Raw genomic sequence first — 14115 nt, 5'->3', positions numbered from 1 at the left:
TTTATAAAACAGGAGCATTTATCAATTTACCGATCCGTAAAAATATTGGGAATCGAATATTAAATTTATGACCGGTATCATTATTCAAAGTTAAGGCATATTGGCTCATCTGATTTAAGATTTGTGTCGCCTGATTATTGGCTTGCGTATTTTGTTTAAGATATTTCTTTAAAGCTGACCATGTATTTAAATAATCAATCAATTGATCAATCCGCCATTTACAATGCATGTGCTGCTCACGGGTCGGGATTTCTTCAAAAGGAAATGGAATCGTTTGATATTTCAGATCAATATAGTGACGCTCACTCTCCCAATATGTTTTCAATACTTGGTAATATAGCTTTTCAATACAGCTTTGGAGCTCCTCATTCTCCACTTCAATAAGCCCATATCCAATCACTGCAAAGACACCCTGGGGCTTCAGTGTTCGATAGACTTCTTGAAAAAATAGCTCAAAGTCAAACCAATGAATGGCTTGGGCAACTGTAATCAGGTCAAAACATTGTGCTTTAAAATTGCTATGTTCAGCGTTTTCAATTCGGTAGATTACATTATCTATTGCTGGGGCTTGCTGAAGCTGTGCTGCGCTTATATCCGTTGCAATGATTTGATTAAAATGTGGAGCTAATATCCGAGTAAATTGTCCTGAAGCAGCCCCGCAGTCCCAAGCCATTTCATAGTTCTGAACATATTTTAAGATTTCGTCAATCACACTTTGTGGATAACTTGGACGGGCTTGTTGATAAAGCTCACTTTGATCAGAAAATAGGTCTTTCATTTTTTATTTTGGATTTGATCGAGAAATCAACCTTAGCACATCAAAGAAAATGGATGATGCATGACTTCACTTCATTTTGTATTTTTTATAAGCAAAAAAAATCCTCAACAATGTTGAGGATTTTTCGAATATGGTGGCGAGACCCAGGATCGAACTGGGGACACACGGATTTTCAATCCGTTGCTCTACCAACTGAGCTATCACGCCGATGGGGTGTATTAAGCCGTAACTGAGCTCAATAGTCAATAAAAATCATGCATTTTTTATTTGTTCGAGTAAATTTTACCCCAAAAAAAAAATCTCTGATGGGATCAGAGATTGAAAATACAAATTCTTAAAAGAATATGGTGGCGAGACCCAGGATCGAACTGGGGACACACGGATTTTCAATCCGTTGCTCTACCAACTGAGCTATCACGCCGATGTCGCGTATTAAACAGTTTCATCTCGATATAGTCAAGCAAGTTTTTGGGATATTTAAACAACTGGATGTTTTTAAAACAATATTTAGATTATTCGCTGTAAATACATACAAATCCAATAAAAAAAGCCAGTATTGACTGACTTTTTAATATTTAAAATCGAACAATAGTTTTAAATTTTTTCCAAACTACTTAAACAACGATGTATTGCACCACATCCAGGCTCAAAATGGTTGACGCCTTTCTCTTCTTCCATTCGACATGCTTCACTCACTAAGCGCTCTGCGACACCACGTCCACGGTTAGCCGGATGAACTACGATATTTTCAAGCGTTCGACTTTCACCTTGTCCAGTTGACCAAATGGCCCCAATGATCTTTGTATTAAATTCTGCCGTGTAAAGTAAGGTATACTGAGCTAAGTTTTGCTCAAGTTGTTCAATAGCATCTTGTCCGTCACTAAATTCTGGACTGGTGTCATATAAGCGCTCAAGCTGTTCACGAACTTCAACATTATCAAGCGAAGTTATTGCATGTACGGTTATAGGCATTGATTAACCCTCCTGAGCAATCTAATATGCTGTCACTTTCGTGACATCGAAAATCTACATTCATCATTTTTAACGTTTTTGAGGAACGTGTCTATGACGCAACGTATCAGTGAAGTGGTAAGAAACACAAACGAAACCAAAATTCGTGTTCGCGTGAATCTTGATGGTACTGGTCAAGGCACCCTCAATACAGGTGTTCCATTTTTAGACCATATGATCGACCAAATCAAGCGTCATGGTTTATTTGATATCGATATTCATTGCGACGGCGATTTAGAAATTGATGATCACCATACAGTAGAAGACTGTGGTATTACCCTTGGTCAGGCATTTGCACAGGCTTTAGGTGACAAAAAAGGTTTACGTCGCTATGGTCACTTCTATGCACCCCTTGATGAGTCCTTGAGTCGTGTCGTTGTTGACCTATCAGGCCGCCCTGGCTTATGGATGGACATTCCATTTACGCGCGCGCGCATTGGTACTTTTGATGTCGACCTATTCTCTGAGTTTTTCCAAGGCTTTGTGAATCACGCATTAATGACACTCCACATAGACAATTTGAAAGGTAAAAATAGCCATCACCAAATTGAAAGTGTATTTAAAGCATTTGCACGAGCACTTCGTATGGCTTGTGAAGTAGATCCACGTGCAGAAAATACTGTAGCTTCAACCAAAGGTACTTTGTAATGACCCGTATTGCCCTTCTTGATTATGGCATGGGAAATCTTCACTCAGCAGCAAAAGCACTTGAGCATATTGGTGCAACCGTTGATGTGACCAATGATCCTAAGCTGATTGCTCAAGCAGATAAAATTGTGTTCCCAGGCGTTGGTGCAATGCGTGATTGCATGCAAGGTATGCATGAGGCTGGCATTGACGAGGTTGTACGCAATGCCGTTTTCAACAAGCCTGTCCTTGCGATTTGTGTCGGCATGCAAGCTCTGATGCAACACTCTGAAGAAAATGGTGGTGCAGATGCATTAGGCATTTTTGAAGGTGCTGTTAAACGCTTTCCAGATATTGAAGGTTTAAAAGTTCCCCATATGGGTTGGAATCAGGTACACCAAGCAGATCCAAGCCATCCAATGTGGAACAACATTGATCAAGATGCTCGTTTCTATTTCGTACATAGTTTCTATGTTGAACCGAAACAATCTGAGATCATTGCTGCGACATGTAACTACGGTTTGGAATTCTGCACCGCAATCCATAAAGATAATTTGTTTGCTACGCAGTTCCATCCAGAAAAAAGTCATACAGCTGGCTTACAGTTGTTGAAAAATTTTGTAGAGTGGAAAATTTAAAGCCATAATAAAGCTCACTGTTTTCAGTGAGCTTTTTTTCAGACTTTACTCTAAATATCTTTTACGACAAAGCCACCTTCAATTGGCTCAACAGTTACTTTAATTTCTGCTTTTAGATTCAGCGCAGCATAACGACTTTTAAGTTCTGAAATTAGTTGTTCTGGCGTTGCATCTTTTAAAGCCAACTCATCCTTCAAATGATACTGTTTAAAACTTTCTGATTTTTTACCATCTTTTGCGTCTGAAACCCATCGTTCTGCAGCACTCAGTACTTTCGCTAATTCAACTAGATGTTGAGCATTGGCAGGAGTTGACTCTTGCACCCATTTCGACAGTGTTTCCTTAGAGACTCCCAATACATTCACCACATCAGCCGGTTTAATGTTTTTCTCTTTGATCAATTTTCTAAGTTTTTTAGCACCTTCGCTAAATAAATCATCTTCTTGAACTGCCATCGCTTCTGTCCAAATCTTATTCACTGTCTGCAGTTTCAATTTAACATTAAGCCTATGCAGTTGAGTCTAATATTGCCAAACAAATCAGATGAAATTTAAATTATTTTCAATATTGATAATTCACAAATAAAAGTGTGATCTAATTTTTCTCATTACTCAGTTTGAATTAAAAAGAAAAATAATTTGACCCAATGATTAATTGTTAACTTATGTAAAGACAATGAGCACCAATTTTAATCATTAAAAAAATACACAAAATTCACAAAATCAATCAACGAATCGAACAAGTTGGCATTTTAGGTATTTACACCATGCTACTCGATAATATTCATGCATTATAAGTGTACATTTATTCTATCAAGCACCAAATTAAACCACAATAAATAATTGATTTTGTTAACATTTTTAAACATTACCCTTGTGTTGTATTAAGTTGCTGTTTTTACGGCATATCTTCAAAATTATTCCACTTATATTGTCTTTTTTCGATTTGTCTGAAATTTTTTTCTTTGTTAATTATGAACTTGCTGAAACAACAAAGATCCAACACTAACCACATATATTTTGGAGCAATCTGCACATGTTTAAACTTTTTACTGGAAAAATCAGTGGCGTTCTAAGCCTTGCTTTACAGGGAATTACGAAAGCAGTTGGTTTTATTCTAGAAACCGTAACGACAGTTGTAGATACCGTTGTTGACACAGTAGGGACGCTGACCAAACCATTAACGGATAAGTTAACAGAATTGCCACTGATCGGAGATACAGTGGAATCGGTACTCAATCTTGAAAATAATTTACTAGGAAATTTAAGCGGAGGCTTACACGCTATCGCTGATGATTTTTCGAAGGGAGATCTATTAGGGGGCATTAATACTGCATTGAATGGCACTACTGCAACTGTAGGCCAAACCATCAAAGATGTTTCAAATGTTGTAGGTGAAGTCGCTGGTTTAGCCGATCCCGTGACCGACCTGCTAAGCCAAGTGCCAGGTTTAGGTGCTGTCGTAGATGTTGTCGGAGAAACTTCTTCAAATCTTTTGGGATTCGTGAGTGAAACGGGAGATTATGTCGCAAGTACCAAACCTCTTGATCTCGTGACTGGTCTCATTGATGATCCTTTAGGCAGTGTCACAGGAACATTAGGAGACGTCTCAGGAACATTGGATAATTTACTGGATGACTTAGCACCTGTAACAGATGCTCTGTCATCGATTCCTGTCGTGGGTGATCTTGTAGGATTCACGGGAGAGATCACAAATGCTTTAGGTGCAATCCCAACCAGTATCACACCAACTAGCTTTGATCTAATCTCTAACTTAGATACAACACCATACATTTAATTCAAAGTTCGTATTAAAAACCGTCAACATTGTTCTGACGGTTTTTTTTCATTGTTACTTCGCTCATTTGATGTTTCTTTGCTAAGATTGCTGCGAATAAACTCCAGAATACTGGCAAGGAGCGAAAGCATGCTGATTATCCCTGCAATTGACCTTAAAGATGGTAAATGTGTCCGTTTAAAACAAGGTCGTATGGAAGACGATACCGTTTTCTCTGATGATCCTGTGGCAACAGCACAACATTGGGTAGACGCTGGCGCTCGCCGTTTACATTTAGTTGATCTAAATGGTGCTTTCGCTGGTACACCTATTCACAAACCTGTTGTGGAAGCGATTGCAAAAGCACAACCTGAACTGCCAATTCAAATTGGTGGTGGCATCCGTTCTCTTGAAACCATCGAACACTACTTAGATGCAGGTGTATCATTCGTCATTATTGGTACAAAAGCAGTCAAAGAACCTGAGTTTGTTGAGGAAGCTTGTAGAAAATTCGCAGGTCACATCATTGTCGGTATTGATGCAATCAATGGCATGGTCGCAACTGACGGCTGGGCAAATGTAACTGACGTGAAAGCAACTGATTTAGCTAAACGCTTTGCAGATGCTGGAGTATCTAGTATCGTGTATACCGATATTGCACGTGATGGCATGATGCAAGGTGTGAATATCGAACAAACAGTTAATCTTGCGACTTATTCAGGTTTACCTGTGATCGCTTCAGGCGGTGTGACCAATCTTGACGACGTTCGCAACTTAAAAGGTCAGCCTGGTATTTTAGGTGCGATTACTGGTCGTGCAATTTATGAAGGCACTTTAAATCTTCGTGAAGCTCAATTATTACTTGATGAACAAGCGCTCTAATAGCGCATGTTTCTAAAGAGGTCTTAGGACCTCTTTTTTCTTACTTAAAAAATATGTTGAATTTATCTCCTACCCTCAAAACCAAAACACCACAACTTGCCCTCATTGCAATTACGATGATTTGGGGTGCCAGTTTCATAACAGTCAAATATGGATTGAGCTTCAGCACACCAGTGCTTTTCGTTGCCTTTCGATTTGCAGCAGCTGCGCTGGCTGTTGGTCTCATCTCACTTCAATATTGTAAAAATTTTAGTGCCAAAGATATTTGGGCAGGATTTTGCATTGGAACAGTGATTGCAATTGGCTATGGAACGCAAACCATTGGCTTACAGACCATCACCAGTAGCGAATCTGCCTTTTTGACAGCACTTTATGTGCCGTTGGTTCCCATCTTATTGTGGTTGCTCTTTAACAAAAGGCCACATGTCATGACATGGATAGGGGCAGGACTCGCCTTTGTAGGTTTAGTTTTCTTAACAGGCAATGGGTTTGGTGCTATTCGGCTTGAATTTGGTCAGATCATTACCTTGATAGGATCAATTGCGATTGCACTTGAAATTATTCTCATTAGTTACTTTGCGCCTCGAGTCAATTTACGCCGAGTGACGATATTACAACTCATTTTTGCATCGTTAATTTGTTTTCTAATGGCACCATTGGTGGGTGAAACACAACTCCCTGAGTTTAACTGGATCTTCGTTGCGATTATTGTAGGTTTAGGACTTGCAAGTGCAATCATTCAGTTAGTCATGAACTGGGCTCAACGCGTGGTTGATCCTTCACAGGCTGCCATTATTTATTCTGGCGAACCTGTTTGGGCGGCTTTGATTGGGAGATTAGCAGGTGAGCGTTTAGCTATGCTCTCAATTTTAGGTGGCGTGTTGGTTGTGCTCGGTGTAATTACCAGTGAGTGGAGACCAAAATTTAAGAAGAAAGAATAAGCTTATTGGGGCTCTTTTAGCTTTAACATCATACATGGTTGAAAATACTGCACTTCAGGCATAGGCGTATAAAAGGGATGCAAGAGTTCCTTCCATTTTAAATACGCCTCTGACTGCCTAAAACCTTCCGTATGATCTTCAAGTTTGTCCCAGTAAATCAGTAAAATATAAGCATGTTCATTATTCGTATTTTTAATCAGCTGAACCGCATTTAGCCCCTTCATTGGTGAAATAATGTCTTTAGCTAATTTAAAAGCATTTTCGAATGCCTCACTCTGGTTCATTTTGATATTTAAATGAACATGCTCAATAATCATGACACCACCCCATTCATGAGTTTTAATTATTGATACATTGGCTCGTTATCATTGACCTTAATAATTCCTTTGATCGCACGATAAACAATCCAAACCCATGACAAACCAATCACTGCGATACAGAATGTTGTTGCACCCAGTGCTACACCAGCAAAGGCATTAGGATTGTCACCCGTGAAGAATAAGAACAAAAACGGCAGGAACGCGATGATATTCCAAATTAAATACCACCAAAAAGTACGAATTTGCCAAGTAAAATGACTTTCAAAAATTGAGCCCTGTACCTTTGATCGTTTCCAATAGTTAATAATTAGCGCAATAACCGCCAAAATACCTGCTGAAAAAATAGCGATGATATACAGGATATAAAGTAAAATCGTTAAGCTGCGGTTTGGATCTTGATCAGCTGTATAATTCATAAAGTCACCTTTTTAATTTTTTTGAGGCTTTATAATTTCAAACCATTAAATGGTGAAATTATCCATAAAATAATCAGTATATTAAACGCTATAGTACAGAAATAAATTTTTCGAAATGGTTGTTTTTGTGTTTTATGACGCAAGCGTTGCTGAGCAAGCCAAGCACTCGGCCATCCTCCTAATATAGAAACCACATGTAATGTATTTTCTGGTACACGTTGACTCCCCTGTTGAGCCGCCGCTTTATCGTGTGCATATAAGCCATAGGTGATCAGGTTCATCAATAAAATGACCAACACCACCATCATACTCAATAGCCCCACGAGGACTAATGTAGCAAGCGTCAAGATATAAGCAATAATCGCTACTTGCATCGGTTGCATTTTTTGTTGAGTAACTGGTGAATGACGCGGCTTCGTTTTTACTTTTTTTGCCTGAGTCGCTTTTAAGTATGTTACTTGTTTCGCTTTAAATCGACCTTGACCATCCAATTGAACGATATACTCCAAAGCACAACCTGGAATCGGTCTTGGGCCTGGTTTGGCAAAATCTTTAATGTGAAGGAAAACGCGATCTTTGGATGAATCATTGGGTTGAATAAATCCATAGCCTTTTTCATCAAACCATTCAACTAGACGACCTTGATCACGCATATTTCCCCCAGATTTTTTAAATTTTTAAGCTGTGACAAATTTTAATCGTTCAACCAGCATATTGCGCATTTCTAAAGGATTTTTTTGCAAAATATCCTCGCCAACACGCCCCATTTCTTTGTTCTTTTGAGCCACTAGCAAACGCATCATCCAGAAACGTCCAGCTGCCATCGCTAAATAGAGTTCTAGGCATGATTTTTCATCACTGGTCATTTCACGTACACTTTGATAAGCCTCCAAGAATGCTAAGGCCTTTTCCTCATTCAAATGAACACTTGGATATTCTGTACAGAAATCATTCATCGTAATGGCGATATCAAACAAAAGTTCATCTTTATTCAACTCATAAAAATCGAGTATCCCTTTTAAAGTAGCCCCTTCAAATAAAGTGTTATCTCTAAATAGGTCAGAATGGATAAAACCTCGTGGACGATCAGGGTACATTGCGGTAAGAGCGTCATATAAACCTAACAAACTATTTAATAATACTTGATCGGCTGGATTTAGCGTAGGTCGAAGCTGCTGAGCCACACTTAACCAATAATCATGATTACGATACTCTGCGCGCTCTAAGGGAAAGTTATCGAGAGCCACATGTATTTGAGCCTGTGCAATAGCAATGGACTGAACCTGTTCAAGTGATGAAGGCATAGGATGCTTGCCACGCATTCTAGGCGCAATTTGTGCAGGTTTATTTTTTAAGATCTGAATCGAACGTCCTGAATGTTTCAAAGGTACAGGCACAGGCAGACCTGCATGACCCAGATGCTCAAGTACAGGGATGAGTTCACCTGCGCCTTGCTCATCCATATCTTCAAAAATTGTTAAAACAAATTCGGTTTGATCTGCACAAACTAGAAAATAGTTCGTATTTTGAATACCTCCTTGAATCGGAATCAGGTCAATCACCTCTAATCCATAAGGCGTAGCAAAATCCTGAACTTCCTTTAAAGTCAAAGTGGTATAAACCGACATAAAAAAACCTGCGAAAAAACTTACATTATTTTGATAGAATACCTGCTCCGACTACCAAGGTGTAGCACCAAAGTCTGTAAGTTTCATAATCGGCTGTTATTTTTGGAAAAAATTATGCTTGCTAAACGTATTATTCCTTGCCTCGACGTAGATAACGGTCGAGTTGTAAAAGGTGTTCAATTCCTTGATATTCGTGATGCAGGCGACCCAGTTGAAGTAGCACGTCGTTATAACGAACAAGGTGCAGATGAGATTACTTTTCTCGATATCACTGCAACATCTAATGGCCGTGACACCACTTACCGTACGGTTGAGCGCATGGCTGAAACTGTATTTGTACCACTGACTGTAGGTGGCGGTGTTCGTAAAGTTGAAGATATTCGTTTATTGCTTAACGCTGGTGCAGACAAAGTCAGTATTAACTCAGCTGCTGTCTTTAACCCTGAATTCGTTCAAGAAGCCTCTCAACGTTTTGGTGCACAATGTATTGTAGTTGCGATTGATGCAAAAAAAACGGGTGAAAATAAGTGGGAAATTTTCACACATGGTGGTCGCAAACCAACGGGTATCGATGCGATTGAATGGTCTGTGAAAATGGCAGAATACGGCGCAGGAGAATTGCTCATTACGTCAATGGATGCAGATGGTACAAAAGCTGGTTATGACTTAGCATTGATGCGTCAGATTAATGATCGTGTAACGATTCCAACGATTGCTTCAGGCGGTGTGGGTAATCTTCAACATCTAGCAGACGGAATTTTACAAGGGGGTGCTGATGCGGTGCTTGCAGCCTCTATCTTCCACTTTGGTCAACACACCATCCCAGAAGCAAAACAATATTTAGCTGAACAAGGCATTGAAATGCGTCTTTAATCATGCCCCATAAAAAAGAGGCAAGAGCCTCTTTTTTTTTCAAAAAAAAAGAGCCCGAAGGCCCTAAAAACCAAGAAAAAACAGCGCTTGGTTCGTTATGCAAAGCGATAAACTGGAGAGTTCTACCATCAGATTTTCATTCTCCGATTTATTCATCTCATATCATAAATGACAGATCTGCACGAAATCTTGACAAAAGCTACATATTTTATTGACCAATCATGACAAACCAGATGTCAATTCAGCCAATTCCATATCTAATCTGACTTACTCCACTATAGCCAAAGCTTTTTTTGAAATATCGGAGCGCGCTGCTATCTGCTCAACCCACTTTGCGGGGAAATATTGTTCAACAATATGATTGACTCGTTTTGAAATAAAAGACGGTAACTGCACCCCTAAAGGGTTATCTTCCTTCAAATCTGGCGTTGAAATGACACGTGTCCCTAAAATGTAATCAAACCAAGGCTTAGTGACACACCAATTTGCATCTTGATTGGCGTTCATATGGTGGTCATAGTGCCAAGGAATTTTCTTTTTTGCCCAATGAGGTTCGAGGTGAGCTCTGCGATGCGTGTAGTAGTAGTTACAAGCACTATAAAGCACGGATAAACTCATGCCTTTCGAGATTGGATAAAATGCTGTTCCAAATACAGCAGCAACAATCCCCAATGATACGATTTCATTTTTTGTTCGCCAATTTGAGATTCCCTCTACATAACCCTCATCATGGAAATCTTGTGTTCTAACTTCACGGTGATGTGCCCAATGAGATTCCATATTTTTAGGCACAGGACTAAACCTCGCTTTACCCGGACGGTGTACACCATGTAGAACATATTTATGCGCGACCCATTCAAATCCATTGGCAATGATTAAGCCTGCAACAAAACCTTTAATCATGTTCAAAATCCCTGTTTCTTTTCTTTCAATATATCTAACTCAAGCTCTCAACCATTGACGCAAGATAAAATTTTCATTGACAAATCACGACATATTTTTCAATGTCGTATGGTAGAAAAAGCGCTTGTATGGCACTGTAAAAACAGGCTTAATAACTCATCGTGATTTCAATTGATAAAACAAGAAAAGTATTAATCACATGCAGCAGATAAAGGATTATTCAGGCTCGGTTCATGGTGGACTTGGACATCTCTTACATAATTATTGTGAAGAGAGCGGTCTCCCTATTTCTGCAAAATTGGCAAGTATTCAGCAAGCCGAACGCTTTGACTTTAGCATTTGGCGTGAAATATTAAATGAAATTTATGAAGTACACCCACAACCTGCGTTAGGGTTAGAAATTGCTCAATGGGTCAAACCGCAACATTTAGGCATTATCGCGTATATCGCTTTATCATGCGATAACCTAGCAGAAGCACTCACCCGTTATCATGAATATCATCGTTTAATTTATGATGGTACACCTCTCGCCGTTGATCTGGAGCAAGGCGTATTTAGCGTACGTTGGGAAGATTTGCCAATGCATTTGTCGACACAAATCACGGATGAAATTGCGATGGCATTATTGGTTGAATTTCTAAAACGTTATGCGGGTATTGAGCATTTACATATTCAAGAAATTCACTTTCGCTTTCCAGCACCAAAAAATATTGCGATTTATGAGCGTTTTTTTCAGAGCAAAGTAAAATTCTCTCAGCCTCATGTCAAGCTTACTTTTCCAAGCCAGCTCCTACAAGCACCGATTAAACAAGCTGATCAAACTTTACAAAAACTCCTGATGCAACAAGCTCAAGATTTGTTAAGTCGACTCCCCAACAACACACAAATCGATGAGCGGTTACAGCAAGCCATTCTGATTGGAATACAGAGACACAATTATCAAATTCAAACTGTCGCAGAACAAGTGGGAATGTCCGTCAGACAACTTCAGCGCCATTTACAAAATCAAGGTGATACCTATCAGCAGCGTGTTCAAGAAGTCCGCAAACTTCTAGCGATTCAATATCTACAAGATCCTTATCTCAGCTTACATGAGATTTCGTTATTGCTCAGTTATTCTGAACAAAGTGCATTCCAACGCGCATTTCGTCAGTGGATGAAGATGACACCCCAACAGTGGCGTATTCAACATCATATTCGCACTTGATGATTGTGAATTTAAGTCTTCAGTCTAAAGATGATTGATGAATCACAAGAAAGGATTTTCTATTTCATTCTCAGCCGTCGTTTCTATTTTTTCTGCTAAATTTTTTTGATCTTCTAAGTAGATGACCATTGCATCTAAATATTGTTTTAACGCTTTCGCAGCGGCTAAACCGGCTTGATCTTTGGTGATTTGCAAGTTGCCATAAATACTCACACGATCAAGATCGTTTTCAAGCGTCAAGTCATGAATGGAATGTGACTCAGTCCCATTTTCAAAAGGCTTAAACATGGCAAATCTCTTTAAGTTTATAAATATCAATCCCTGAAGATAAATGAATCTTCAGGGCGAATTCGAGCTTTTTTATTTAAGGATTTGTAATAAATATTGCAACAACGCTTGAACCAACTCTTTCACGATTGCATCTTGTGCTTGTTCATCGATCTTAGCCTCTTGATTCGTTGCGGTTGTATTGACAGGTACGCTTTGACTACTAAACTCTTTTTGCAGCGCTTTGAGTTGATCTGTTGAGATATCAACTGCACATTGGCTTTCGGCATCCCAGTGCGAATACTCTATGGCTTGTTGAGCTTTGACCTGATTGGCTTTTAATGGCAATTTATAAGTATTACGCTTTTGCTCAGATGTAAGTTGAGGAAACAGATTCATGCCAAGCACTTCTTCTAACTGGCATACACTGACCAATTGCATCTGTAGTGAATTATTATTTGGAGCGTAATATGCGCCAATAGCACCTGTTTTAGGTATATATACGGCTTTAAACACTGCTGTTGGAACAATAACACCGCGTCCAATGGTTTTCAGTTTTTTGCCACTATATACAGGCCCGGTAATCACATACACATCATGTTTCTGCTTCATAACGATTGCACGTGTCGCTTCCTCAATTTCTCGCCAGATTTGTTGGTTATTCTGCGGAGCTTGAGGAACCATATTGGCTAAAGAAAAACTGTCGTACTGTGCAGCTTTATTTGGCATATCAGCATTTGGAGCCATATGACCACGGTCATATCCCGACCCACGATAATCTGACAATAATGCTCGATGCTTTTCTGCTACACGAGTCTCCTCATGGAAACTGTCTTCTCTTTTTATTTTTTGGCTCAGCCGATCTGGATTCAGATATTCAGCTACCCATAATGGTGTTTTTGAGACACCAGAATACATAGTGGTGAATCCATTAAAGCATAATGGGTAGCGATCTTTATTTAAGCTCTCTTTGATTAAATAAGGTGGCTCTTGGCGATAAAATTGATTTAGACAAGCTGTATTATTAACCGAACCTGAAAATGGCAGATATGAAGACAACTTTTCTTGACCGAAAGCAATTGCAAAGCTTCCTGCTGCAACAATACCTAATACAGCTTTTACCACAATATTATTCAAACTCAGATTACCTATTCATTCCGTGTTCAACTTCTGGCCCAATGCGTGGGCTTTATTCAAAACCGGCCACAGCTTAACAAGCTATGGATTTGAAGTACATCAAGTGAATTTTCAAGTGAATAAAGGATCTTCGCATTCCGTTCAAATATCACTCAAAATAAGTAACAAATTGTTGTTTTTATAGAATAGTTTTTTAATACTCTTTAAGGTTTTACGTGTATTTGATTGAATTACATCAATTACTTGTGAAATGCTATAAAAGTTATTTAGTAAATTAAAAGAATTGAAAGTGAGGACACTATGAAATTAGCACATACTTCTTTGACAGCATTAGTAATGGGTTTATCTTTGGCAAGTGCAAGTGCATTTGCTGAGCCACCAGTTCAAGCTGGCGAAACTTTGGAAAGCCTTTCTAAAGCTAAAGTCGTAACAACAGTGAATGGTCAGCCTGGTACTTTACAAGAAGTATTAGCTAATGGTCAGATGAAAGTTATTTCTGAAGGTGCTACAACACAAGCGCCTGCTGATGCGAAAGCGCCTATTGGAAACTTACCACCTGCTGAAGCAGAAGAAACTGCTCCTCAAACACAAACTGCAGTTCCAGCTCAACCTGAAGTAAATGCAACTGAAGAAGCCCCTGTAGAAGCACCAGCGGCTGAGTAAGGTATTAGACTTAATAAAAAAACCGCCTTGAGGCGGTTTTTTTATATC

Annotated in this window: 18 protein-coding genes and 2 tRNA genes; 8 read left to right on the top strand and 12 right to left on the bottom strand. The window is 39.2% G+C overall.

Features of this window, described 5'->3' with window-relative positions:
• Window position 1 precedes the first annotated feature (1 nt).
• The 4 genes from AC1M9F_RS05020 to AC1M9F_RS05005 all read right to left on the bottom strand — a co-directional run bounded on the left by AC1M9F_RS05020 (window position 2) and on the right by AC1M9F_RS05005 (window position 1750).
• Complete coding sequence (locus AC1M9F_RS05020; protein ID WP_481597207.1) at window positions 2-778, bottom strand: class I SAM-dependent methyltransferase; 777 nt, start codon at window positions 776-778, stop codon at window positions 2-4.
• Between the two features lie 131 nt (window positions 779-909).
• Window positions 910-985 (bottom strand) — tRNA-Phe (locus tag AC1M9F_RS05015).
• 138 nt (window positions 986-1123) lie between these two features.
• A tRNA-Phe gene (locus AC1M9F_RS05010) sits at window positions 1124-1199 on the bottom strand.
• Between the two features lie 173 nt (window positions 1200-1372).
• On the bottom strand, window positions 1373-1750 hold the full coding sequence (locus tag AC1M9F_RS05005; RefSeq protein ID WP_035267556.1) for a GNAT family N-acetyltransferase: 378 nt from the start codon (window positions 1748-1750) through the stop codon (window positions 1373-1375).
• Between the two features lie 93 nt (window positions 1751-1843).
• Here AC1M9F_RS05005 and hisB point away from each other — a divergent pair, with 93 nt between their 5' ends.
• Complete coding sequence (hisB, locus tag AC1M9F_RS05000) at window positions 1844-2437, top strand: imidazoleglycerol-phosphate dehydratase HisB (protein ID WP_035267557.1); 594 nt, start codon at window positions 1844-1846, stop codon at window positions 2435-2437.
• A complete protein-coding gene (hisH, locus tag AC1M9F_RS04995; RefSeq protein WP_481597206.1) occupies window positions 2437-3054 on the top strand; it encodes an imidazole glycerol phosphate synthase subunit HisH in 618 nt (205 codons plus the stop codon). Before hisB ends, hisH begins: the two co-directional genes overlap by 1 nt.
• Before the next feature lie 50 nt (window positions 3055-3104).
• Here the strand turns inward: hisH and AC1M9F_RS04990 are convergent, their stop codons facing one another.
• On the bottom strand, window positions 3105-3533 hold the full coding sequence (locus tag AC1M9F_RS04990) for a helix-turn-helix domain-containing protein (RefSeq protein ID WP_481597205.1): 429 nt from the start codon (window positions 3531-3533) through the stop codon (window positions 3105-3107).
• 556 nt (window positions 3534-4089) lie between these two features.
• Between AC1M9F_RS04990 and AC1M9F_RS04985 the strand changes: the two genes are divergently transcribed.
• The 3 genes from AC1M9F_RS04985 (at window position 4090) to AC1M9F_RS04975 (ending at window position 6653) form a co-directional block, all read left to right on the top strand.
• Window positions 4090-4851 carry a hypothetical protein gene (locus AC1M9F_RS04985; protein ID WP_179999052.1) on the top strand — a complete coding sequence of 254 codons (762 nt, stop codon included), beginning with the start codon at window positions 4090-4092 and terminating at the stop codon, window positions 4849-4851.
• Window positions 4852-4980: 129 nt separating this feature from the next.
• The gene (hisA, locus tag AC1M9F_RS04980; RefSeq protein ID WP_035267561.1) at window positions 4981-5712 is read left to right on the top strand and encodes a 1-(5-phosphoribosyl)-5-[(5-phosphoribosylamino)methylideneamino]imidazole-4-carboxamide isomerase; all 732 of its coding nucleotides are present in this window, start codon (window positions 4981-4983) and stop codon (window positions 5710-5712) included.
• Between the two features lie 53 nt (window positions 5713-5765).
• On the top strand, window positions 5766-6653 hold the full coding sequence (locus tag AC1M9F_RS04975; protein WP_035267563.1) for a DMT family transporter: 888 nt from the start codon (window positions 5766-5768) through the stop codon (window positions 6651-6653).
• Window positions 6654-6655: 2 nt separating this feature from the next.
• Here AC1M9F_RS04975 and AC1M9F_RS04970 read toward each other — a convergent pair whose 3' ends face one another.
• The 4 genes from AC1M9F_RS04970 to AC1M9F_RS04955 are packed head-to-tail and all read right to left on the bottom strand — an operon-like array spanning window position 6656 to window position 9017.
• A complete protein-coding gene (locus tag AC1M9F_RS04970; RefSeq protein WP_092766466.1) occupies window positions 6656-6970 on the bottom strand; it encodes an antibiotic biosynthesis monooxygenase family protein in 315 nt (104 codons plus the stop codon).
• Window positions 6971-6996: 26 nt separating this feature from the next.
• Window positions 6997-7389: a DUF4870 family protein gene (locus AC1M9F_RS04965; protein ID WP_035267567.1), complete on the bottom strand. Its 393-nt coding sequence runs from the start codon at window positions 7387-7389 to the stop codon at window positions 6997-6999.
• Between the two features lie 29 nt (window positions 7390-7418).
• A complete protein-coding gene (locus tag AC1M9F_RS04960) occupies window positions 7419-8042 on the bottom strand; it encodes a DUF1294 domain-containing protein (protein ID WP_481597204.1) in 624 nt (207 codons plus the stop codon).
• 24 nt (window positions 8043-8066) lie between these two features.
• Window positions 8067-9017 carry a homoserine kinase gene (locus tag AC1M9F_RS04955; RefSeq protein ID WP_481597203.1) on the bottom strand — a complete coding sequence of 317 codons (951 nt, stop codon included), beginning with the start codon at window positions 9015-9017 and terminating at the stop codon, window positions 8067-8069.
• 114 nt (window positions 9018-9131) lie between these two features.
• Here AC1M9F_RS04955 and hisF point away from each other — a divergent pair, with 114 nt between their 5' ends.
• Window positions 9132-9890, top strand: coding sequence for an imidazole glycerol phosphate synthase subunit HisF (gene hisF / locus AC1M9F_RS04950; RefSeq protein ID WP_035267573.1), 759 nt, complete (start codon window positions 9132-9134; stop codon window positions 9888-9890).
• Between the two features lie 267 nt (window positions 9891-10157).
• On the opposite strand, the gene AC1M9F_RS04945 is transcribed toward hisF, so the two are convergent.
• On the bottom strand, window positions 10158-10793 hold the full coding sequence (locus tag AC1M9F_RS04945) for a hypothetical protein (RefSeq protein WP_035267575.1): 636 nt from the start codon (window positions 10791-10793) through the stop codon (window positions 10158-10160).
• A gap of 199 nt (window positions 10794-10992) precedes the next feature.
• On the opposite strand from AC1M9F_RS04945, the gene AC1M9F_RS04940 reads away from it, so the two are divergent.
• Window positions 10993-12000 carry an AraC family transcriptional regulator gene (locus AC1M9F_RS04940; RefSeq protein ID WP_035267577.1) on the top strand — a complete coding sequence of 336 codons (1008 nt, stop codon included), beginning with the start codon at window positions 10993-10995 and terminating at the stop codon, window positions 11998-12000.
• Window positions 12001-12042: 42 nt separating this feature from the next.
• On the opposite strand, the gene AC1M9F_RS04935 is transcribed toward AC1M9F_RS04940, so the two are convergent.
• Window positions 12043-12288 carry a hypothetical protein gene (locus AC1M9F_RS04935; RefSeq protein ID WP_179999072.1) on the bottom strand — a complete coding sequence of 82 codons (246 nt, stop codon included), beginning with the start codon at window positions 12286-12288 and terminating at the stop codon, window positions 12043-12045.
• Between the two features lie 72 nt (window positions 12289-12360).
• Window positions 12361-13404, bottom strand: coding sequence for a DNA/RNA non-specific endonuclease (locus tag AC1M9F_RS04930; RefSeq protein ID WP_481597202.1), 1044 nt, complete (start codon window positions 13402-13404; stop codon window positions 12361-12363).
• A 300-nt stretch (window positions 13405-13704) separates the two neighbouring features.
• Between AC1M9F_RS04930 and AC1M9F_RS04925 the strand changes: the two genes are divergently transcribed.
• Window positions 13705-14067: a hypothetical protein gene (locus AC1M9F_RS04925; protein ID WP_481597201.1), complete on the top strand. Its 363-nt coding sequence runs from the start codon at window positions 13705-13707 to the stop codon at window positions 14065-14067.
• Window positions 14068-14115: the final 48 nt, after the last annotated feature.

Source organism: Acinetobacter sp. ANC_7504, from assembly GCF_056779995.1.
This window is presented reverse-complemented; position numbering and strand designations above follow the sequence as displayed.